Source organism: Streptomyces sp. NPDC058000 (assembly GCF_042886435.1).
GTDB lineage: Bacteria > Actinomycetota > Actinomycetes > Streptomycetales > Streptomycetaceae > Streptomyces.
Genome location: NZ_JBHVQS010000085.1, coordinates 1 through 20840 on the forward strand (window position 1 = coordinate 1; position 20840 = coordinate 20840).

The window sequence follows — 20840 nt, forward strand, 5'->3', positions numbered from 1 at the left end:
GCAGCAGTCCGGCCTACCCCCACCCCGCAGACCCGGCACCGCGGCCGACCAGCCCCGCGCAGCGGACCCGCCCGCCGCAGGCGCAACGGCGGGAAACCCGACAACGCACGGCGAGGCTCAGCGCAGCGGCCCCGCCCCGCGCAGCGGACCCGCCCGCCGCAGGCGCAACGGCGGGAAACCCGACAACGTGGGAAGGCAGTCAAGCGCAGCGCAACGGCGGGAAACCCGACAACGCACGGCGAGGCTCAGCGCAGCGGCCCCGCCCCGCAGGCGCAAAAGTGCCAACCCCACGGCGGGGAAGCCGACAACGTACGACGGGGCCCCGCGCAGCGGACTACGCGTTGAGCTCTGCCAGCACCCGTAGCGTTCGCGGGTCGGGGGCGGTCACCAGGAGGTCGGTGACCGGTCCCGCGCGCCAGGATTCCAGCCGTTCCGCGATCCGTTCGCGGGGTCCGACCAGCGAGATCTCGTCGGCGAAGGCGTCCGGAACGGCCAGTACCGCTTCTTCCCTGCGGCCTTCGGCGAAGAGTCGCTGCACCTGCCGGGCTTCCTCCGCGAAGCCCATCCGCGCCATCAGATCGGCGTGGAAGTTCTTGGCCGCGTGTCCCATCCCGCCGATGTAGAAGCCGAGCATCGCCTTGACCGGCAGCAGCCCCTCGGCGACGTCGTCGCAGACCACGGCGCGCGCCATGGGAGCGATCAGGAAGCCGTCCGGGGCGTCGGCCAGCGACTCCCGGTAGACCTCGGGGCGGGTGGGCGACCAGTACAGCGGCAGCCAGCCGTCCGCGATCCGGGTGGTCTGGGCGATGTTCCGGGGCCCTTCCGCGCCCAGCAGGACGGGCAGGTCGGCCCGCAGCGGATGGGTGATGGGTTTCAGCGGTTTGCCCAGGCCGGTGCCGTCCGGGCCCTGGTAGGGGTGGGGGTGGAAGTGGCCGTCGACCGTCACCGGGCCCTTGCGGGCCAGCACTTGGCGGATGACGGCGACGTACTCCCGGGTGGCGGTCAGCGGGCTCTTGGGGAACGGCCGGCCGTACCAGCCCTCGACGACCTGCGGCCCGGACAGCCCCAGGCCCAACAGCACCCGCCCGCCCGAGAGGTGGTCGAGGGTGAGCGCGTGCATCGCGGTGGCGGTGGGGGTGCGGGCGGCCATCTGGGCGATGCCGGTGCCCAGTTTGATCCGGGAGGTGTGCGCGGCGATCCAGGTGAGCGCGGTGAACGCGTCGGAGCCCCAGGCTTCGGCGGTCCACACCGAGTCGTAGCCCAGGCGCTCGGCCTCGCGGGCGAGTTCGAGGTGCCGGGGGTCGGGGCCGCGGCCCCAGTAGCCGAGTGCCAGCCCGAGCCGCATGGGTCCGCCCCTCTTCCGACGACCGGTTGCCTATCCGCGTCCTGACGGCACGTCAGCTCGCTGGTCCGCGCACTGTACGGCGCCGCCGCGGACATGGCAACGGCCCCCCGCCCGCGAGGGCGAGGGGCCGGACCGGCCCGAAGGCCGCGACAGGACCGCGGGTGCCGGCGGCGTCAGCCGCGCTGGATGCCGGTGGTGTCCTGGAGGATGCCGCGCCGGCCGTCCTGGGTCTGCGCGATCAGCGCGGCGCCGCGCTGCTCCACCGCGAGGTACCAGGTGCCGGGCGCCAGTTCGGCGATCGGTGACGGCGAGCCCTCCTCGCCGTACAGCGGGCGGGCCACCGGCACCGCGAACCAGAACGGGGAGAAGTCCGCCGGGCCGCCGGCCGCCGCGGTGGCTCCCGCCGCACCGGCGACGGTGGCGTCGGACTCGCCGGCCGGGGCCTGCTGGCCGCCGTAGCCCTGGCCGGGCTGCTGCGGGCCGCCGGGCTGCTGCTGGCCGCCCGGGTAGCCGTAGCCGCCCTGCTGCTGGGCGCCGGGGTAGCCGTAGCCCTGGGTGCCGCCGGCGGCGCCGTACGGGCTGGCGGCCTGCGGGCGCGGTGCGCCGACCAGGGCGACCTTCAGTGCCGGGACGAGCGGGGTGGCCACCGCGGCGCCCGCCTGGGCCAGCGCGGCGATCAGGCCGATGATCAGGCCCACGCCCGCACCGCCGCTGCCGAGGATCGCCCAGAACGCGGTCCAGGCGGCGAACACGGACAGCGCCACGCCGAACTGCCCGAGCTCCAGTCCGGCGACCTTGCGCGGCTGCGGCAGGGCCCGCGCCGTGACGATCAGCGCGGCTGCGATGACGCCGGCCAGGTAGACGCTCATCAGCAGCGCCAGCGATTGCCAGGCGTTTGCGCTGCCGTACGAGGAGAGGTTGAGGAACGAGGCGATCAACAGCAGCACCGCTGCTCCGATCACCACGCCGTCGCCTCGACTGAGGGAGCGGATGTTCACGTAAAGGTCCTTTGTCGGTTTCGTGTTCCTGGTCGACTCGGTGAGGGCGTCGACGCTGTCGCTGGCGCGCGGTGCGAGGCACGGCGATGGCCCCCCATCGTAAAGGGAACCTATCGTCGAATCCTGTGGGCCGCCCGTGGGTATCGATGCGGCCCGCGGTCGGAAGTCCGTTCGGCGCGTCCGGAAGTTCGTTCAGCGCGTCAAGAAGTCCGTAATGCCCTCCGTGATCCCGCGGGCCGCCTTTTCCCGCCACTCCGCGTCGGTCAATTGCGCGGCGTCCTTCGGGTCGCGCATATTGCCGCACTCGATGAACACCTTCGGCACCGTGGAGAGGTTCAGTCCGCCGAGATCGGAGCGGATGTCCAGCCCGGTCCCGTGGCCGACGTAATTGGAACGGGCACTTCCGGTCACCGCCGCGAAACGGTCCGCCAGCCCCTCGCCCAGTTTCCGCGACGGCCCGACGATCCGGGAGGTGTCGGCCGCGCCCGCCGTGACCGGCGCCGGCAGGATGACGTGGAAGCCGCGGTTGCCGGCGACCGACCCGTCGGCGTGGACCGAGACCGCGGCGTCGGCGTGCGCGCGGTTCCCCGCCGCGGCCCGCCCGTCCACGCACGGCCCGTACGCCCGGTCGCCGTCCTGGGTGAGCACGACCTTCGCGCCCTCCTCCTGGAGCAGCGCCCGGGCCCGCCGGACGACGTCCAGCGTGAACGCCGCCTCGGCGTAGCCGCCGTTGGTGGCGGTGCCGGTGGTGTCGCACTCCTTGCGGTCGTTGCCGACGTCCACGAGCCGGGCGATTTCCGCCGTGTGGTCGCGGTTGCCCGGGTTGTGACCGGGGTCGAGCAACACGGTCTTGCCCTGGAGGCGGTGCGGCCCGCCCGCGGGGGCCGGGCTGCCCGCACCGGCCGTGGGGGCGTCGCTGCCGGCCTCGTCCCCGTGCTCGGACGGCGCCCCGGAGGCGGCGGTGCCGGCGGTGGCGTCGGGGGAGGGGCCGCCGCCCGGCGACCGCCACACCAGCCAGCCGCCGACCCCGACGGCCATCACCACGGCCAACGCGATCAGCAGGGTGCCGCGCGAGCGGCGGGGCGGGGGGAAAGTACTGCCGTTCGACACCTGCGCGATCGTAGCCTGCTCAGATTCCGGCCCCGGTCCGCCGCAGGACGCGCAGCGAACGGTGCACGGCGACCTCGGTGAACGCGCCGGACGCCAGGGCCCGGCAGTAGATGCGGTACGGGGCCTGGCCGCCGTCCGCCGGGTCCGGGAAGACGTCGTGGATCACCAGCAGCCCGCCGTCCGCAACGTGCGGGGCCCAGCCCTCGTAGTCGGCGGTGGCGTGTTCGTCGGTGTGCCCGCCGTCGATGAAGACCAGGCCGGCCGGCGCCTGCCACAGCGCCGCGATCTGCGGCGAACGGCCCACCAGCGCGATCACCCGGTCCTCCAGGCCCGCCGCGTGCAGGGTGCGGCGGAAGGTGGTCAGGGTGTCCATCCGACCGACGACCGGATCGACGACCTCCGGATCGTGGTACTCCCAACCGGGCTGCTGCTCCTCGCTGCCCCGGTGGTGGTCCACGGTGACGGCCATCACCCCGGCGGCGCGCGCCGCCTCGGCGAGCAGCAGCGTGGAGCGGCCGCAGTAGGTGCCGATCTCCACCAGCGGCAGCCCCAGTGCGGCCGCCTCACCGGCCACCGCATACAGGGCGAGCCCCTCGTCCACCGGCATGAAACCCTTCGCCGCCTCGAACGCGGCGAGGATCTCCGGCCGGGGTGCGGCGGTCGGGGCCGTGGGGGCGGTCATGGGCTTCCTCCTGGTGGATGCGGCCGTGGTACGGCGGCGATCGGTGGCCCGGCAGGGCTCGGGCCACGCGGGGCGGTCGGATCCTGCGGGTCGTGCCTATGGATGGTGCCGTACGGGCCGCGCGATATCGGAACGGGGGTTCGTATCTCCGGTTTCCGGGCCGGTTTCCGGGCGTACTGCGTGCCGGCGGGGCGGCGGGGGAGCCGATCCCGTGGGACGGCACCGGAGAACTCGGCCTTGCCGCCGTCCTCTTCTTCCGTCCTCTCCCGCCCGCGACGTGCTCGCTCCGGTTACCGGACGACGCATCCCGGCATCCGTGAATTCGCCGCATTCCGCACCGTGGAACGAGAGGAGGAGCGAGAGGAGGAGCGAGAGGACGAGCGAGAGGAGGAACGCGCACTCGTCCAAACGCCCCGCCGTGGTGGCGTCGGGAACGGATGCCGAGCCACCCGGGAACGGAAGCCGGAAGCATCCCGAAACCGGGCGGGGAAAGGCCGGTCGATAAACCGCCGTGCGGATCCGCGTCGGAATAGTGAACGGCCCGCACGAAATTCACTGAACCGTTTCCGACCCGGGCCCGGACCGTTTTCCGCCGGTCGCCGGTCGCCGGTCGCCGGTCGCCGGTCGCCGGTCGCCGGTCGCCGGTCGCCGGTCGCCGGTCGCCGGTCGCCGGTCGCCGGTCGCCGGGCAACCGCCGGTCATCTGACCTTCCGTCAGATTGGAACGTGTTCTACTCTGCCGGGCATGGGCATCGGAATCACGCAGGACCATCGTGACCTCGCGGAGGCGGCGCGTGGCTGGGCGGCGCGGGCCGTACCGCCCGAAGACGTGCGCAAGCTGCTCGACGCCGCACCGGCGCGGACCGGCCGCCCCGCCCACTGGGACGGGCTCGCCGAGCAGGGGCTGCTCGGCCTCCACCTCCCGGAGGCCGACGGCGGGGGCGGCGGCGACCTGCTCGACCTCGCCGTCGTCCTGGAGGAGTTCGGCCGCGCCGCGCTCCCCGGCCCGTACCTGCCCACCGTCCTCGCCGCCACGTTGCTGCACCGCGGCGGCGCACCCCGGCACCTCGTACGGGCGCTGGTCACCGGCGAGCGGATCGCCGCGGTCGCCCTCGGCAGCGGCTCGCTCACCGCCGTGGAGGGCGCCGACGGCTACCTCCTCGACGGCGCCGCCCCGCCCGTCCTCGCCGGCGGCGACGCCGATCTGATCGTGCTCGCCGCGGAGGCCGCCACGGGGACGGTGTGGCTGGCGGTGGACGCCGCCGCACTCGCCGTCCGCATCCAGGACAGCGCCGACCCGACCCGGCCGACCGCCGAGGTCCGCGCGGACGGCGCGACGGTCCCCGCCGACCGGCGGCTGGCGGTCGACGGCGCCCTGGTCCGCGACCTCGCCGGGGTGCTGTTCGCAGCGGAAGGCTGCGGAACCGCCGCCTGGGCGCTGCACACCGCCGCCGAGCACGCCGCGGTACGCGAGCAGTTCGGCCGCCCGATCGGCCAGTTCCAGGGCGTCAAGCACCTCTGCGCCGAGATGCTCGTCCGCTGTGAGCAGGCCCGCGCCCTGGTCTGGGACGCGGCCCGGGCCGGCGACGCGCCGCCCGAGGTGCGCGGGCTGGTCGCCGCCCTGGCCACCGCGACCGCCCTGGATGCCGCCGCCGGCTGCGCCAAGGACTGCATCCAGGTCCTCGGCGGCATCGGCTTCACCTGGGAGCACGACGCCCACCTCCACCTGCGCCGCGCGGTCACCGCCCGCCAACTGCTCGGCGGCGGCGACACCCACCGGCTGCGCGCCGCCCGGCACGCCGCGGCCGGCGCCCGCCGCGCACTCCGGCTGGAACTCCCCGCCGAGGCCGCGGAGTTCCGGGACCGGGCCCGCGCCGCCGTCGACCGGGCGCGCGGCCTGGACCCCGCCGCCGCCCGCCGCGCACTGGCCCCCACCGGATACGCCGCACCCCATCTGCCCGCCCCGTACGGACTGGGCGCCGGCCCCGTCGAACAGCTCGCCGTCCAGCAGGAAATGGCCGCCGCCGGCGTCCGGGTCGGCGAACTGGGCATCGCCACCTGGGTGGTTCCCGCGCTCCTCGCCCACGGCACGGCCGCGCAGCAGGAGCGGTACCTGCCGCCGACGCTGCGCGGCGACCTGCTGTGGTGCCAACTGTTCTCCGAGCCGGAGGCCGGTTCCGACCTGGCCGCACTGCGCACCCGCGCGGAGCGCACCGCGGACGGCGGTTGGCGGGTCAACGGCCAGAAGGTGTGGACGTCGGCCGCCCGGACGGCCGGCCACGGCATCCTGCTCGCCCGCACCGACCCGGACGCGCCCAAACACCGCGGCCTGACCTTCTTCGTCATCGACATGTCGACTCCGGGGATCGACGTCCGCCCCCTGAAGGAGATCACCGGCGACGCCCTCTTCAACGAGGTCTACTTCGACGACGTGCTGCTGCCGGCGGACGCGGTGGTCGGCGCGGTCGACGACGGCTGGCGGGTGGCCCGCACCACCCTCGGCAACGAACGCGTCCACATGGCCGACCAGATGGCCTTCGACACCGGCCTGGAGGCGCTGCTGGGCCGCTCCGCCGAACTGGACGGCGCCGTCCGCGCCCGCGTCGGGGCGCTGCTGGCCGAGGCGCACGCGCTCGGCTGCATCGGGCTGCGCACCACGCTCCAGCAGGTGTCGGGCCGGGAACCGGGCGCCGGCGCCAGCATCCGCAAGCTGGTGCAGACCGCACACCAGCAGAAGGTCGCCGACCTGGCCCTGGAACTGCTCGGCCCGGCCGGCGCGGTCCGCGAGGGCCCCGGCGAACGGGCCCTGCACGGCTTCCTGATGTCGCGCTGCCTGACCATCGCCGGCGGTACGACCCAGGTGCAGCTGAACGTCGTCGCCGAACGGCTCCTCGGCCTGCCCCGCGACCCGGAACCCCGCCCCCTCATCTGACCGACCCCGCGGGCCGACACCCCGGCCCCGTCCCCCTCCGCCCGTTCCCGTCCCCTATCCGCCCCCCCATCAGCTCCCTCCCGATCCGCTTCCCCTCGTTCCCCATCCGCTCCTCACCCGCTCCGCATCTGCCCGTCACCTGGTCCCAGGAGGATTCGCATGGTCGGCACGGCGTACATCATCGGCGTCGGGATGACCCGGTTCGAGAAGCCGGAGACCCGCGATTGGCAGTACTGGGACATGGCGAAGGAGGCGGGCGGCGCGGCGCTCGCCGACGCCGGCATCGGCTACGACGCCGTCGAGCAGGTACCGGCCGGCTACTGCTACCAGGCGTCCACGGCCGGCCAGCGCGCCGTGTACGAACTGGGCCTGACCGGCGTCCCCGTCTACAACGTCAACAACAACTGCGCCACCGGCTCCACCGCGCTGATGATGGCCCGTCAGTTCGTCGCCTCGGGCCTCAACGACTGCGTCCTGGCGCTGGGCTTCGAGAAGATGAAGCGCGGCGCGCTGGGTGCCGGCGCGGACGGCGGCCACTTCGCGTCCTCGCCGGTCGCCCGCCACTACGGGGTGATGGCCGCCGCGCACGGTTTCGAGATGACCCCGCCCACCGCCCAGATCTTCGGCAACGCGGCCCGCGAGCACATGGAGCGCCACGGCACGACCGCCGAGCAGCTCGCCATGGTCGGCGCCAAGAACCACCGGCACTCCGCGCACAATCCGTACGCCCAGTTCCAGGACGTGTACACGGTCGAGGAGATCCTCGCCGCCCGCACCGTGCACCGCCCGCTCACCAAGCTCCAGTGCTCGCCGACCTCCGACGGCGCCGCGGCGGCGGTGGTCGCCTCCGAACGCTTCGTCCGCGAGCACGGTCTGGCGGACCGCGCGGTGGAGATCGCCGGGCAGGCCATGACCACGGACACCGAGGAGAGCTTCGCCGCCGGCTCCTGCATCGACGTGGTCGGCGCACCGATGAGCCGGGCCGCGGCCGAGAAGGTCTACGAGGCCAGCGGTCTGGGCATCGAGGACGTCGACGTGATCGAACTGCACGACTGCTTCTCGATCAACGAACTGCTGACGTACGAGGCGCTGGGGATGTGCCCGGTGGGCGAGTCGGGGAAGCTGGTCGCCGACGGCGCCACGACCTACGGCGGCCGCTGGGTGGTCAACCCGTCGGGCGGCCTGATCTCCAAGGGGCATCCGCTGGGCGCCACCGGCCTGGCCCAGGCGGCCGAGCTGGTCTGGCAGCTCCGCGGCACGGCCGGCGACCGCCAGGTCCCCGGCGCCCGCGTCGGCCTCGCCCACAACATCGGCCTGGGCGGTGCGGCGGTGGTCACACTGCTACGGAAGTGAGGGCGACGGCGGGGGAGGCGTGAGGGGGGAGGGGGTGCGCGGGGTGAGGGCGGCGGGTGCGCGGGGGCGAGGGCCGGGGTGTGGGGGCGGCCCTGCTGCTCACGTTAACTCCCCGTGCGGTGTGGGTAGTTGGTTCCCCGGGGGCCCGCGTGACCCCTAGGGGACCTCCGCCCCCACCCCCTAAGGCCCCCGCCCCGCCCTACGTCCTCCGGCCTAGGACCCGAGTGGTTGCCAGATGCACCGATATCCCGATGCGATAGGTGAGCGTCCGGTGCGAGCATGGTGCGCATGCCCCCGATAGCCACCTCCTCCACGCTGTCCGCGTCCGTGCGCCGGACGGCCGCGCCGGCCTGGCTGGTGATGCTGCTGGTCTGCGCCGGACAGTTCCTGGTCGTGCTGGACGTCTCCGTCGTGAACGTGGCACTGCCCGCCATGCGCTCCGGACTGGGCCTGTCCGAGCTGGGCCTGCAGTGGATCGTCAACGCCTACGTGATCACCTTCGCCGGCTTCATGCTGCTCGGCGGCCGGGCCGCCGACATCTTCGGCCGCAAGCGGATTTTCGTCGTCGGGCTGGCGCTGTTCACCGTCGCGAGCGCGGCCGGCGGGCTCGCCCAGCAGCCCTGGCAGCTGATCGCCGCGCGCACCATCCAGGGCGTGGGGGCCGCGGTGCTCTCCCCGGCCACGCTCACCATTCTGACCACGTCGTTCCCGGCCGGCCCGGCCCGTACGCGGGCCATCGCGACCTGGACCGCGGTCGGCGCGGGCGGCGGCGCGGTGGGCGGCCTGGTCGGCGGGGTGCTCACCGAATACCTGTCGTGGCGCTGGGTGTTGCTGATCAACGTGCCGGTGGGGGCGGCGGTGCTGACCGGTGCCGTGCTGTGGCTCGCCGAGAGCCGGCAGGGCGCCGCGCGGCGGCTGGACGTGCCCGGTGCGCTGCTGGTGACCGGCGGGCTCGGCCTGGTGGCGTACGGCATCGTGCAGACCGAGACGCACGGCTGGGGGTCGGCGACCGCGCTGCTTCCGCTGATCGCCGGGCTGGTGGTGGTCGCGGTCTTCGTCGCCGTGGAGGCGCGCACCAAGGCGCCGCTGATGCCGCTGGGACTGTTCCGGCTGCGGTCGGTCTCCTCGGCGAACGCGGCGATGGTGCTGTCCGGCGCCGCGATGTTCTCCATGTGGTACTTCCTGTCGCTCTACATGCAGAACGTCCTCTCCTACCCGCCCCTGTGGGCCGGACTCTCCTTCCTCCCGCACTCGCTGTGCATCGTGCTGGGTTCGAAGCTCGCGCCCCGGCTGATGAACCGCCTCGGAGCCAAGACGCTGGCGATCGGCGGCGCGGTGATCTCGCTGGCCGGGATGGTGTGGCAGAGCACGATGACGGTGGACGGGACGTACCTCGGGACGATCCTCGGCCCCGGCATCCTGATGGCGCTGGGCGCCGGACTGACCGCGACGCCGGTCGCCGCCATCGCCACCTCCGGCGCCGACCCGGCCGACCAGGGCCTGGTCTCCGGCCTGATCAACACCTCGCGGCAGATGGGCGGCGCGCTGGGCCTGTCGGTGCTCTCCACCGTCGCGGCCTCGCGGGTCGCCGCGGGGCACGGCCGGGCGGCCCTGGCCAGCGGCTACGGCACGGCCTTCGCGGTCGGCGCGACAGCGCTGGCCGTCAGCATCGTGCTGATGCTGCTGGCGCTGCCGCGCCGGCGGACGGACGCCGCCCACGACTGAACACGGCCCGGCCGGCAGGCCCGCGGTCCGGGTGGGCCCCGCCGCTACAGCCAGCCGTTGCGGCGGGCCGCCCGGACCGCCTCCATACGGTTGCGGGTGCCGGTCTTGCCGATGGCGGCCGAGAGGTAGTTGCGGACCGTGGCCTGCGAGAGGTGCAGCTTGGCGGCCATGTCGGCGACCGTCGCGCCGTCCACGGCGGCGGTGAGGACATCGCGTTCGCGTGGGGTCAGCGGGTTGGGGCCGGCACTCAGGGCCGCGGCGGCCAGGCCGGGGTCGATCACCCGCTCACCGGCCAGCACCCGGCGGATCGCCGCCGCCAGATCCTCCACCGGGCCGTCCTTCACCAGGAAACCGGACGCCCCGGCCTCCATGGCGCGGCGCAGATAGCCGGGCCGCCCGAACGTCGTCACGATCAGCACCTTGCACGACGGCAACTGGTCGCGCAGGTCGGCGGCGGCGTCCAGGCCGCTGCGCCCGGGGAGTTCGATGTCCAGGAGCGCGACGTCCGGACGGGTCTCCAGCGCCGCATCGACGATCTGATCACCCGCCGGGACCTGGGCCACCACCTCCATGTCGTCCTCAAGGTCGAGCAGCAGCGCCAGCGCGCCCATCATCATCCGCTGGTCTTCGGCCAGCAGGAGCCTGATCACCCGGCTCACTCCTCCGTATCCGCCAGATCGCCCGCGCCCACCGGAAGTTCGGCGGTGACGCGGAAACCACGCCGGCCGTCGGGGCCGCTGCGCAGCGTGCCGCCCGCCGCGGCCAGTCGCTCGGTCAGCCCTATCAGGCCCGTACCGCCCACCGCACCGGGGACGGCGCCGGGCGGTGCGGTGGTCCCGCCCGCGTCGGACGCACCGGAGCTTACGGGACCGTGTCCGTCGTCCGTGATCGTCAGCCGCACCCGGTCGCCGTCCGCGTGCACGTCGATCTCGCAGCGGGTGGCGCCGCTGTGCCGGACGGTGTTGGTGACGCCCTCGCGGACCACCCAGCCCAGCAGCGCCTCGGCCTGCGGTGGCAGAGGCGGCCCGGCGCGTCGCACCACCACCTCGATCCCGGCGCCGTCCAGCGCCGAACGGGCCCGGTCCAGTTCGGTCGCCAGGCTGCCCTCGCGGTAGCCGCTGACCGCCTCCCGTATCTCGGTCAGGGCCTGCCGGCCCACCGCCTCGATGTCGGCGGCCTGGGCCAGCGCCGCGTCGAGGTTGCGGGGCGCCAGCCGGCGGACCGCCTCGGCCTTCACCACCACCACGGACAGGGTGTGGCCCAGCAGGTCGTGCAGATCGCGGGAGAACCGCAGCCGCTCCTTCTCCACGGCACTGCGGGCCAACTCCTGCCGGGTGGCCCGTAGTTGCTGGATGGTGTCGAAGAGGCTGAGGACGGTGGCCGTCACCATTCCGGACAGGAACGTGCCGTAGCCGATGCCGAACGAGCCCCAGGGGGTCGCATCATGCCAGCCGGACAGGAAACCGGCCGTGCCGCTGAGCGCGATGAGCCAGATCCCGAGCGGTTTGCCGCGGATCGCCCGCACCGTGCCGGAGGCCATCGACAGCAGCGGGAAGAACAGGAACCACTCGCCGCCGAAGCCGAGCGCGATGGCGAAGGTCACGGCGGCCAGCGCGGCCAGCGCGTAGAGCGGGTAGCGGGTGTCGCGCCGCCGGGGGCTGAAGGCGGCGAAGACGACGCTCACGTAGAGGGAGTTGAAGGCGAGGAGGCCGGCGCCGGCCAGCCAGGGGTTGCCGGACCTGCCGTGGATGATGTTGGAGAACGCGCCCAGCCCCATCAGCAGCCAGGGCAGGAAGGCGTACCGGCCGGGGCCCTTCTCCACCTTTTCGGCCGGCTGCGTCGCCGCCCCGCAGGAGTGCCGCCCCGCCCCGTCGTCGGCGCCTTCGCGCCGGCCCCGCCACCGTCTTGTCAGTTCCATGTCGGTCCTTGCCTCATGCCGTGCGCTCCACCGCTCGTGCCGGCCGGCGGGAACGCTTCCGCCGTCCGCCGTGCCGCCGGTCACAGCGTCCGTGCCGCCCTGCGGTACGCGTACACCGCGTAACCGCCGAAGAGTGCCAGCCAGGCGGCCAGTACCGCCACCGTCGTCAGTCCCGGTGCGTCGCCGTGCGCGACGCTCAGGCCGAGGTCGGCGAAGCGGTTGGCGGGCGTCCAGGAGGACAGCGCGCGCAGCCAGCCGGGGAACGCCTCGACCGGGAACCACAGCCCGCCGACCACGGAAAGCAGCAGCAGGCAGCCGGTGTTGACCAGCCCGGTGGCCTGCGAGGAGAGGCGGTAGCCGTTGCCGAGGCCGAGCAGGGTGAACGGGATGGTGCCCAGCCACAGCAGTACGACCAGCACGGCCCACTGCCAGGCGGCCATCCGCACGCCGTTGACCAGCCCGCCCACCAGGAGGACCGCGCCGATGGCCGGCAGGACCGTCACCGAGCCGGTCAGCCCGCGGCCGGCCACCACCTGCGCCGGGCTCAACGGCGTGATCCGCAGCTGCCGCAGCCATCCCAGGCTCTTGTCCTCGGCGACGCCGCTGCCGGGGGTGAGCGCCGCACCCAGCGCGCCGTACGCGGCCAGGCCGACCATGGAGTAGACCTTCCACTCCGCCGCCGCCCGGTCGGCGCCGGCGCCGACATGGGTGAACAGCACGTACATCAGTACCGGCATCCCGATCCCGAAGAGCACGAAGCCCTTGTCGCGCAGGGTGCGGCGGACTTCCAGGCGGACGTAGTCGAGCATCACACCGTCTCCTTCGCGGGCCGGGCACCGGTGGCCGGGGGCGTCAGGGGGGTCGAGGGCGTCAAGGGCGTCAGGGGTGCCCGGGTGGTCAGGGCGAGGAAGGCGTCCTCCAGGCTGGCCGGGGCGACCTGGAGGCCGCGGATCAGATCGAGTTCGGCCAGTGCGCGGACCGTGGCGTCGGAGTCCGTGGAGCGCAGTCGGGCGCGGTCGCCGTGGATCTCCACCGCGCACACCCCGGGCAGTCCGGCCAGCGGCTCGCTGCTCGCGCCGGCGAGGTCGAGGGAGACCGACGAGCCGCCGGCCCGCCGTCTGATCTCCGCACCGCTGCCGTCGGCCGCCACCCGACCGCGGTCGAGCACCACGATCCGGTCGGCGTGCTCGTCGGCCTCCTCCAGATAGTGGGTGGAGAAGAGCACGGTGTTGCCGCGGCGGGCGTAGCTGCGCATCGAGGCCCAGAAGGCGCGCCGGGCCTCCACGTCCAGCGCCGCGGTGGGCTCGTCCAGCACCAGGAGTTCGGGGTTGCCGGCCAGTGCCACGGCGAAGCGGACGCGCTGTGCCTGGCCCCCGGAGAGCCGGTCGATCCGGCGCCCGGCGAACGCGTCGAGCCCGGCCAGCTCCAGGGCCTCGTCGACGTCCATCGGGCGGGGGTAGGTGGCGGCGACGAAACCGACCAGCTCGCGGACGGTGACCCGGGGGATGGGCTTGCCGTCCTGGAGCATCGCGCCCACTCTGCCCGCCCGCACGGCCGACTCCGGTGTGCCGCCGAACAGTCGGACCTCCCCCTCGGTGGGTGGCAGCAGACCCAGCAGCATGGTGAGGGTGGTGGACTTGCCGGCGCCGTTGCGGCCGAGCAGCGCCACCGTTTCGCCCGGGGCGATCGTCAGCTCCAGCCCGTCCACGGCCCGCACCGCGCCGTAACTCCGGGTGACGCCGGTGAACGCCACCGCGGCGCCCGCCGGCCCGGCCGACGGTGTCCCGCCGGGCGCCCGCACCCTGTCCGTGGTTCCTGCCATCCCTGCCTCCCCGTTGCGTCGGCGCCGCTCTCCGCGCCGGTCGTCGTCGCCGACCGGCCGCGTGCGGTCCGTGCCGTGCGGTGCGCGGTGACGCCTTCACCCGCTGTCTCAGAGATTACGGAGAGTTGCCGTCGTCCGGCAGGTGCGAATGTGTGCAAAGACATCTGACAAATGTCATGTGTAGGCGGGTCGGAAGGCGGGGCCGTCGGGCGCCGGCCGGCGCCGTCGGCCGCGGCGCTCGCCCCGGGCCGCGCTCATCTGACATACCGTCAGGGGTCTTCCGGGCGCGGCCCGCATCGGCTATACATGACAGCCATCGGCTAGAACGCGTTCTAGAAGTGCAGTGCGCCGGGCGCCGGCGGAGTGCGCCGACGAGCGCGGGCCCGCCGATCCGATACGACCCCGGCGCGGCCGACGGTGCGGACGGTCGGGCCGGGGTCTCACACCGTGGTGAAGGAGCAGCACCCCCATGCCCATCGACGCCGCCAAGGCCACCTCCGCCGAGCCTCGGACCACCGAACTCGTCTGGGACCACAAGGACGTCCAGCTCTACCACCTCGGCATCGGCGCCGGTGCGGCCACCCCGGAGAAACCGCACGCCGCCACCGACCCGGACGAACTCCGCTACACCCTGGAGAGCGCCCTGCAGGTCCTCCCCAGCTTCGCCACCGTCGCGGGCGGCGGGATGGCGCTGGCCGGCGGGCTCTCCGCCCCCGGTATCGACGTCGACCTGGCCGCCGTCCTCCACGGTGGACAGACCGTCACCGTGCACCGGGCCCTCCCCGTGCGCGGCCGCGCCACCCAGACCTCCACCGTCCCGGCCGTCTACGACAAGGGCAAGGCGGCCGTCATCGTGCTGCGCTCCGAAGTGGCTGACGAAGACGGCCCGTTGTGGACCTGCGACACCCAGATCTTCGTCCGGGGCGAGGGCGGCTTCGGCGGGGAACGGGGTCCTTCGGTCCGCGGCGAACTCCCCGACCGGGCGCCCGATCTGACCACCGAACGCCTGGTCCGCGAGGACCAGGCGCTGCTGTACCGCCTCTCCGGCGACTGGAACCCGCTCCACGCCGACCCGGAGTTCGCCGGGCTCGCCGGGTTCGACCGGCCGATCCTGCACGGCCTGTGCTCCTACGGGGTGACGCTCAAGGCGGTGGTGGACGCCGTACTGGACGGGGACGTCTCGCGGGTGCGGTCGTACACGACGCGGTTCGCGGGGGTGGTGTTCCCGGGGGAGACGCTGCGGATCCGCCTGTGGCGGGAGCAGCCGGAGGAGGGCGGGGGCGGCCGCATCCGGGTGTCGGTCACCGCGGCCGAGCGGGACGACGCACCGGTGCTGGCGGACACGGTGGTCGAGCACAGCTAGGGCCTGTCCGGTGGGTCAGGGTCGGATAGGCCGCGGCGTCTGGCGCGGTGCATCGCAAGGCGCTGGAGCGGCCTGATAGCGGAGCTATTGGGGCGTTTCGGCAACGCGGCGAGGTGCCGTGCCAGACGCCGCGGACCCGGCCATGATCCACCGGACAGGCCCTAGACGTCGGGGTCATCGCGGCCCGGTGGCCGCTCGTCCGCACGTGCCGGAGGGTTCGGTTCCGGCGGGCGGGCGTGCCGCCGCGGCCGGGGCCGGAATGTCGTACGTACGAGAGGAGCCGCTCGGATGCGCGCAGCCGTACAGCACGAGACGGGACGGGACAAGCTGGAGGTGCTCGACGACGTCGAGGCGGTGGGGTTCGGACCGGGCCGGGTCAAGATCCGGATCCGGGCGACCGGACTGTGCCACTCCGATCTCTCCGCGATGAACGGGGTGTTGCCGCAGCCCGCACCGTTCGTCCCCGGGCACGAGGGGGCCGGGGAGATCCTCGACGTCGGCGACGGGGTCACCGGACTCCGGCCGGGCGACCGGGTCCTGATGTGCTGGCTGCCCGCCTGCGGCAGCTGTCCGTCCTGCAAACGGGGCCAGACACACCTCTGCCTGGCCGGATTCATGAACGCCGGCACCCCCAACTTCAAGCGCCCCAGTGGTGAGGTCTTCGGCTTCGCCGGGACCGGCACGTTCGCCGAGGAGGTGGTGGTCGCCGCCAACTGCGCGGTCCCGATCCCGGACGACGTCCCCTACGAGATCGCCGCCCTGATCGGCTGCGGCGTCACCACCGGGCTCGGCGCGGCCTTCAACACCGCGAAGGTGGAGGCCGGTTCCTCGGTCGCGGTGATCGGCTGCGGCGGCGTGGGCATCTCCGTCCTCCAGGGGGCGCGGGCCTGCGGCGCCGCCCAGATCATCGCCGTCGACCCGGTGGCGGCCCGCCGCGAGGCCGCCCTCCGGTTCGGCGCCACCGAAGCCGTCGCCCCCGAGGAACTCGCCGACGCCAAGGCCCGCATCACCGGGGGAGAGGGCTTCGACTACGTCTTCGAAGTCGTCGGCAAGTCCGCCACTGCCCGCACCGCCTACGAGACGACCCGGCGCGGCGGCACCCTGTGCGTGGTCGGCGCCGGCGCGCTGGACGACACCTTCCAGGTCAACATGTTCGAGCTGTTCTTCGACGAGAAGCGGATCCTGCCGTCGCTCTACGGGGGCGCGGACGTGCTGCGCTCCTACGAGCGGGCCATCGCCCTGTGGCGGGCCGGCCGCATCGACCTCGAAGGGCTGATCACCCACCGGGTCCGGCTGGACGGCATCAACGACGCCCTGGACCAGATGCGTTCGGGCACCGCGCTGCGCACCTGCATAGAGATCTGAGCGGCGACCACCGGGCCGGACCGCACGGACCGCACGGGACTGCACAGGAGAGGACACGCATGGCACAGCCACTGGAGGGCCGGACCGCGATCGTCACCGGTGCCGGCCGCGGACTGGGCCGGGCCGAGGCCCTGGAACTCGCCCGGCTCGGCGCCCGGGTCGTCGTCAACGACTTCGGCCAGCCGGGCAGGGACGGGTCGGGCACGGCCTCGGCCGCCCCCGCGGAGGAGGCCGCCGAGGAGATCCGCGCGGCCGGCGGACAGGCCGTCGCCCACACCGGCGACGTCGCCGACCACCAACAGGCGGGCGCCCTCGTCCAGTTGGCGATCGACACCTACGGGCAGCTGGACATCCTGGTCAACAACGCGGGAATCCTGCGCGACCGGATGGTGTTCTCGATGACCGAGGACGAGTGGGACTCGGTGATCCGGGTCCACCTCAAAGGCCACTTCAACACCACCCATTTCGCCGCCGCCCACTGGCGGTCCCGCTCCAAGGAGGCCGGCGGCCCGGTCTTCGGGCGGATCGTCAACACCTCCTCCGAGGCGTTCCTGGCCGGCTCGGCGGGCCAGCCCAACTACGCGGCGGCCAAGGGCGGCATCGTCGGCCTGACGACGTCCACGGCGCTGGCGCTGGCCAAGTACGGCGTGACCGCCAACGCCATCTGCCCGCGCGCCCGCACCCGGATGACCGAGGACGTCTTCGCGGCCATTCCCGCTTATCAGGGGGGCGAGGTCCCCGACGACGGCCGGCCCGACCCGCTCGCGCCCGAGCACGTCGCGCCGCTCGTCGGCTATCTCGCCTCGCCGGCCGCCGCCGGGGTCAACGGCCAGCTGCTCGTCGTGCACGGCGGCATGGTCGCGGTCGCCGAACGCCCGCGGATCGCCGCGAAGTTCGACACGGCGAAGGACGTCTTCAGCTACGAGGAGCTGGACGGTCTGCTCACCCCGTACTACGCCGGGCGGCCGGCGCACGAGACCTTCGCGGCCGCCGAGGTGCTGGGCCTCAAGCACGACTGACCGCGTCCCCTCGGGGTGCGGGGCGCACAACGGCCGTGGCCGCCGCCCGGGTGGGGGGGCGGCGGCCACGGCCTGCGCTGTCCGGTCCGCTCAGGCGGTCGGGATCTGGTGATCCCGGCGGTGCCGGCCGTGCGCGGCGTCCTGCGTCTGCTCCGTGCTGGCGGCGGCCGGACCGCGGTGCCTGCCGGAGCCTGTGGCCTGGGCGGCTGCCTCCTGCGGGCGCGCCTGGGTCGGGTCGGTTCGGGCTTCGGACATGGAAAGAGTCACTCCGTCAGATCGCTTACGGCTGTACGCATCGGGACCTCCCCCGGCTCCCGCCGGGACGTGACCCGTGCGGTGCCGTCGGTGGCCGGGTCAACCGGCTGCACAGCCCCCGCCGAAATACTAACGGGGCGGGAATCGGCGCTCCACAGGGACTCCTGGGTCGCGAGAGGTGCCTGTTGCAGGGGAACTGGCCTGCACATCCGGGGATGCGGAGGGAAGCCGAGCGGTTCCGCAGCCAGGGGCTTCGGTTGTGGAGATGCTGTGGAGTCGGCGCCGTTTTCCCCCGCATCCAGGACAATCCTCCCGCCGTCCACGCCCCCCGGATCGGGCGGAACCAGGGCATCCACATCCTTCGCGGCCGCAATCTCCGCGTCCGCAATGCCACTTGGCGGAACGACGACCTCCGCGGCACTCCCCGCCACGACCGGACCCCTGGCCTCCGCCGGACCCCCGGCCTCCGCCGGAACGCCCGCCCCCGCCGGACCCCCCGCCCCCGCCCCCGCATCCGGCTCGGGCTCCGGCTCCGTTTCCGTCCCGTTCTTCCCCCGCGTCGCCGCCCGCGCTCCGCTCCCGGCAACCGGCTCCAGCGGTACGGCCATCCGCGCCACCCCGCACGGCACCGCCTCCGTCGCGTACGGCAGCAGCAGTTCGCCGTTCGGTGCCCACCGGCCGCTGCCCGCCAGCCAGCCCTCCGGGGCCGGGAACTGCCGCAGTCGCCGCTCCGGGGGCCGCCACACGCCCAGCCGGGTCCCGGCCAGGCAGTCGAGCCGGAACGCCACCGCGCAGTTCTCCGGCGGCAGCGTCCGCCCCGATTGGACCGCGAACGGCGTCACCGCCATATCGGGTGCCCGCAGGCATTCCGGGAAGCGCACCGGCAGGCTGCTGCCCAGTACGCCCCAACCCAGCCGGTCGTGGCCGGGAGCGTCCGACCGGACCAGCAGCAGCCCGCTCTCCGGATCGGCGAGCACCAGCCGGTCGTTGCTCTCCTCGGTGATCTGGAGCAGCGGGCTGATCTCCCCGCCGCGCGCCAGGTCGACCACCACGGTCTTGGTGCGACCGTCCAGTTCCCGGTCCACCGCCAGTAGCCGCCCGTCGTGGTCCAGCCAGGCCCCGCCGGTGCAGCCGCCCGGCACCACGGCGACCCGCTCGGGCCCCGCCGCCCCGCCGTGCACCCGCCACACCGCGGTGCTCCCGGCACCCGGCACCAGCGCGTAGCCGAGCAGCCCACCGGGGGTGGGCGGCAGCAGCGTCAGCGCCTGCGCCGCCACCGCGCCGACCAGGACCTCCTGGGTCCCCGGCCCGGTCGGGGAGAGCAGGGAGACGGTGAACCGGTCGGCGACCCGGCGGACGATCACCACCCGGCCGTCCGCGAGCGGCAGCAGCGCGCTGTCCGGCTCCTCGGGCTGACTGCCCGGCAGGGGGACCGCGTACGGCTCCGGGCCACCGATCGTCCAGCGCTCCGGGTACCAGCTTCCGGCGGCGTCGTCGTGACGGGTGAGCCGGGCCGCGTACGAGCCGTCGGCGGCGAGGGTCAGCGCCGCGCGGGGCGGACTGTCGAGCGCTGCGGCGTCCTGGCCGGCACAGATCGTCATCGGGGCCACCTCCAGTGGAGGGACGTTAGTTTTCGCACTTCCGGCCGATCAACGGCAGTTGCCGGTCTTCACGCATAAGGGTGGCCGTTGTCCGATTCGCCGGTACTGGGAGGGGTGGGTGTGCTTCGAGATTCAAGGATGCTTAAAGTTAGGCGGACCTAAGTTGCCGTCGGGTGGCCGGGCAACTCCCCGCCTGCCCGGCGGCGCCCGCCTACGACCTGGAGTGACCTGATGCCCCTTCGCCGCCGCGGCGCCGCCCTAGCCCTCGCCACCGCCCTCGCGCTCGCCGGCTGCGGTTCGTCCGGCGCGGACGGCGGCAACGACCGCGGCGCCGGCTCGAAGTCCGTGGCCCAGGGCGGCAAGGACTTCGGCAAGGCCGCCGACGAGACCGCGAAGCTGGGCACCGACGCCGAGCCGGGCCAGTTCCCGCGCACCGTCCGGCACGCCATGGGCACCGCCACCCTCCCCTCCGCGCCCAAGCGCGTGGTCGTCCTCGACGTCGGCGAGCTCGACAACGTCGTCTCGCTCGGCATCAAGCCGGTCGGCTACGCGCCCACCGAGGGCGACGCCGCCCTCCCGGACTACCTCGCCGAGAACGCCGGCCACCCCAAGAGCGTCGGCACCATCAACGGCCTCAACCTGGAGGCCGTCAACGCCCTCAAGCCCGACCTCATCCTGGGCAGCAAGCTGCGCGCCGAGAAGCAGTACCAGCAGCTCAGCAAGATCGCGCCGACCGTCTTCTCGATCCGCCCCGGCTTCACCTGGAAGCAGAACTACCTGCTCAACGCCGCCGCCCTGGACAAGACCGCGCAGGCCAAGAGCGAACTGGCCGCCTACGAGGCCAAGGCGAAGAAGCTCGGCGAGGACATCGGCCCGAAGAAGCCGACCGTGACGATGCTGCGCTACATGCCGCAGTTCACCCGCCTCTACGCCCAGCGCTCCTTCATCGGCACCATCCTGAAGGACGTCGGCCTGCCCCGCCCCGAGAACCAGCAGGTCGACGACCTCGCCACCGAGGTCAGCCCGGAGAACATCAACCAGGCCGACGCCGACTGGATCTTCACCGGCGTCTACGGCGACCCCAAGTCCACCAAGCGCGACACCGCCGAGCAGAACCCGCTGTGGAAGAACCTCAAGGCGGTCAAGGACGGCCATGCCAAGAACGTGAAGGACGAGACCTGGTACCTCGGCCTCGGTGTCACCGCGGCCAACAGCGTCCTGGACGACCTGCGCGGCTTCCTCGCGAAGTAACGGCCCGCGGCCACGCGGCCGCCGCGGCACCCGGGGCCGGTGGCCGGAACCCTGCTGCCCCTACGGGCCCGCGGTCCCCGTGCGGACCGCGGCCCGGCGCGC

At 73.7% G+C, this 20840-nt stretch carries 17 protein-coding genes; 7 read left to right on the forward strand and 10 right to left on the reverse strand.

Going from position 1 to position 20840, the window contains the following annotated elements:
- Positions 1–334 precede the first annotated feature (334 nt).
- The 4 genes from ACFVT2_RS40100 to ACFVT2_RS40115 all read right to left on the reverse strand — a co-directional run bounded on the left by ACFVT2_RS40100 (position 335) and on the right by ACFVT2_RS40115 (position 4135).
- Positions 335–1345 (reverse strand): LLM class F420-dependent oxidoreductase, encoded by a 1011-nt coding sequence (locus ACFVT2_RS40100; RefSeq protein WP_390026530.1) that lies wholly within the window; start codon positions 1343–1345, stop codon positions 335–337.
- 173 nt (positions 1346–1518) lie between these two features.
- A complete protein-coding gene (locus ACFVT2_RS40105; protein ID WP_390026532.1) occupies positions 1519–2343 on the reverse strand; it encodes a hypothetical protein in 825 nt (274 codons plus the stop codon).
- 192 nt (positions 2344–2535) lie between these two features.
- Positions 2536–3453, reverse strand: a complete 918-nt coding sequence (locus tag ACFVT2_RS40110; RefSeq protein ID WP_390026535.1) for an N-acetylmuramoyl-L-alanine amidase — start codon at positions 3451–3453, stop codon at positions 2536–2538.
- A 19-nt stretch (positions 3454–3472) separates the two neighbouring features.
- Complete coding sequence (locus tag ACFVT2_RS40115; protein WP_390026538.1) at positions 3473–4135, reverse strand: class I SAM-dependent methyltransferase; 663 nt, start codon at positions 4133–4135, stop codon at positions 3473–3475.
- A gap of 744 nt (positions 4136–4879) precedes the next feature.
- Between ACFVT2_RS40115 and ACFVT2_RS40120 the strand changes: the two genes are divergently transcribed.
- From ACFVT2_RS40120 to ACFVT2_RS40130, 3 genes are all read left to right on the forward strand, one after another.
- Positions 4880–7066 (forward strand): acyl-CoA dehydrogenase, encoded by a 2187-nt coding sequence (locus ACFVT2_RS40120; protein WP_390026541.1) that lies wholly within the window; start codon positions 4880–4882, stop codon positions 7064–7066.
- A gap of 159 nt (positions 7067–7225) precedes the next feature.
- A complete protein-coding gene (locus ACFVT2_RS40125; protein WP_390026543.1) occupies positions 7226–8419 on the forward strand; it encodes a lipid-transfer protein in 1194 nt (397 codons plus the stop codon).
- A gap of 279 nt (positions 8420–8698) precedes the next feature.
- Positions 8699–10144, forward strand: coding sequence for an MFS transporter (locus ACFVT2_RS40130; RefSeq protein WP_390026546.1), 1446 nt, complete (start codon positions 8699–8701; stop codon positions 10142–10144).
- Between the two features lie 44 nt (positions 10145–10188).
- Here ACFVT2_RS40130 and ACFVT2_RS40135 read toward each other — a convergent pair whose 3' ends face one another.
- The 4 genes from ACFVT2_RS40135 to ACFVT2_RS40150 all read right to left on the reverse strand — a co-directional run bounded on the left by ACFVT2_RS40135 (position 10189) and on the right by ACFVT2_RS40150 (position 13815).
- On the reverse strand, positions 10189–10794 hold the full coding sequence (locus ACFVT2_RS40135) for a response regulator transcription factor (RefSeq protein WP_100601597.1): 606 nt from the start codon (positions 10792–10794) through the stop codon (positions 10189–10191).
- Positions 10795–10799: 5 nt separating this feature from the next.
- The gene (locus ACFVT2_RS40140) at positions 10800–12062 is read right to left on the reverse strand and encodes a sensor histidine kinase (RefSeq protein ID WP_390026549.1); all 1263 of its coding nucleotides are present in this window, start codon (positions 12060–12062) and stop codon (positions 10800–10802) included.
- A gap of 80 nt (positions 12063–12142) precedes the next feature.
- On the reverse strand, positions 12143–12871 hold the full coding sequence (locus ACFVT2_RS40145) for an ABC transporter permease (protein ID WP_390026551.1): 729 nt from the start codon (positions 12869–12871) through the stop codon (positions 12143–12145).
- Positions 12871–13815: an ABC transporter ATP-binding protein gene (locus ACFVT2_RS40150; RefSeq protein ID WP_390026586.1), complete on the reverse strand. Its 945-nt coding sequence runs from the start codon at positions 13813–13815 to the stop codon at positions 12871–12873. The genes ACFVT2_RS40145 and ACFVT2_RS40150 overlap by 1 nt, the downstream gene beginning before the upstream one ends.
- Before the next feature lie 538 nt (positions 13816–14353).
- Between ACFVT2_RS40150 and ACFVT2_RS40155 the strand changes: the two genes are divergently transcribed.
- The 3 genes from ACFVT2_RS40155 (at position 14354) to ACFVT2_RS40165 (ending at position 17631) form a co-directional block, all read left to right on the forward strand.
- A complete protein-coding gene (locus tag ACFVT2_RS40155) occupies positions 14354–15247 on the forward strand; it encodes a MaoC/PaaZ C-terminal domain-containing protein (protein WP_390026554.1) in 894 nt (297 codons plus the stop codon).
- 288 nt (positions 15248–15535) lie between these two features.
- The gene (locus ACFVT2_RS40160) at positions 15536–16612 is read left to right on the forward strand and encodes a Zn-dependent alcohol dehydrogenase (RefSeq protein ID WP_390026557.1); all 1077 of its coding nucleotides are present in this window, start codon (positions 15536–15538) and stop codon (positions 16610–16612) included.
- A gap of 59 nt (positions 16613–16671) precedes the next feature.
- Positions 16672–17631, forward strand: coding sequence for a 3-oxoacyl-ACP reductase (locus ACFVT2_RS40165; protein WP_390026560.1), 960 nt, complete (start codon positions 16672–16674; stop codon positions 17629–17631).
- 90 nt (positions 17632–17721) lie between these two features.
- Here ACFVT2_RS40165 and ACFVT2_RS40170 read toward each other — a convergent pair whose 3' ends face one another.
- Positions 17722–17886, reverse strand: a complete 165-nt coding sequence (locus ACFVT2_RS40170; protein WP_390026562.1) for a hypothetical protein — start codon at positions 17884–17886, stop codon at positions 17722–17724.
- Between the two features lie 8 nt (positions 17887–17894).
- Positions 17895–19487, reverse strand: a complete 1593-nt coding sequence (locus ACFVT2_RS40175) for a hypothetical protein (protein WP_390026564.1) — start codon at positions 19485–19487, stop codon at positions 17895–17897.
- Positions 19488–19718: 231 nt separating this feature from the next.
- On the opposite strand from ACFVT2_RS40175, the gene ACFVT2_RS40180 reads away from it, so the two are divergent.
- The gene (locus ACFVT2_RS40180; protein WP_390026568.1) at positions 19719–20738 is read left to right on the forward strand and encodes an ABC transporter substrate-binding protein; all 1020 of its coding nucleotides are present in this window, start codon (positions 19719–19721) and stop codon (positions 20736–20738) included.
- The last annotated feature ends 102 nt before the right edge of the window (positions 20739–20840 follow it).

Excerpts from the sequence above, each read along its gene's own strand:
- ACFVT2_RS40100 (WP_390026530.1), bottom strand. The coding sequence starts at position 1,345 with ATGCGGCTCGGGCTGGCACTCGGCTACTGGGGCCGCGGCCCCGACCCC.
- ACFVT2_RS40115 (WP_390026538.1), bottom strand. The coding sequence starts at position 4,135 with ATGACCGCCCCCACGGCCCCGACCGCCGCACCCCGGCCGGAGATCCTC.
- ACFVT2_RS40120 (WP_390026541.1), top strand. The coding sequence starts at position 4,880 with ATGGGCATCGGAATCACGCAGGACCATCGTGACCTCGCGGAGGCGGCG.
- ACFVT2_RS40125 (WP_390026543.1), top strand. The coding sequence starts at position 7,226 with ATGGTCGGCACGGCGTACATCATCGGCGTCGGGATGACCCGGTTCGAG.
- ACFVT2_RS40130 (WP_390026546.1), top strand. The coding sequence starts at position 8,699 with ATGGTGCGCATGCCCCCGATAGCCACCTCCTCCACGCTGTCCGCGTCC.
- ACFVT2_RS40140 (WP_390026549.1), bottom strand. The coding sequence starts at position 12,062 with ATGGAACTGACAAGACGGTGGCGGGGCCGGCGCGAAGGCGCCGACGAC.
- ACFVT2_RS40145 (WP_390026551.1), bottom strand. The coding sequence starts at position 12,871 with ATGCTCGACTACGTCCGCCTGGAAGTCCGCCGCACCCTGCGCGACAAG.
- ACFVT2_RS40155 (WP_390026554.1), top strand. The coding sequence starts at position 14,354 with ATGCCCATCGACGCCGCCAAGGCCACCTCCGCCGAGCCTCGGACCACC.
- ACFVT2_RS40160 (WP_390026557.1), top strand. The coding sequence starts at position 15,536 with ATGCGCGCAGCCGTACAGCACGAGACGGGACGGGACAAGCTGGAGGTG.
- ACFVT2_RS40165 (WP_390026560.1), top strand. The coding sequence starts at position 16,672 with ATGGCACAGCCACTGGAGGGCCGGACCGCGATCGTCACCGGTGCCGGC.
- ACFVT2_RS40170 (WP_390026562.1), bottom strand. The coding sequence starts at position 17,886 with ATGTCCGAAGCCCGAACCGACCCGACCCAGGCGCGCCCGCAGGAGGCA.
- ACFVT2_RS40175 (WP_390026564.1), bottom strand. The coding sequence starts at position 19,487 with ATGACGATCTGTGCCGGCCAGGACGCCGCAGCGCTCGACAGTCCGCCC.
- ACFVT2_RS40180 (WP_390026568.1), top strand. The coding sequence starts at position 19,719 with ATGCCCCTTCGCCGCCGCGGCGCCGCCCTAGCCCTCGCCACCGCCCTC.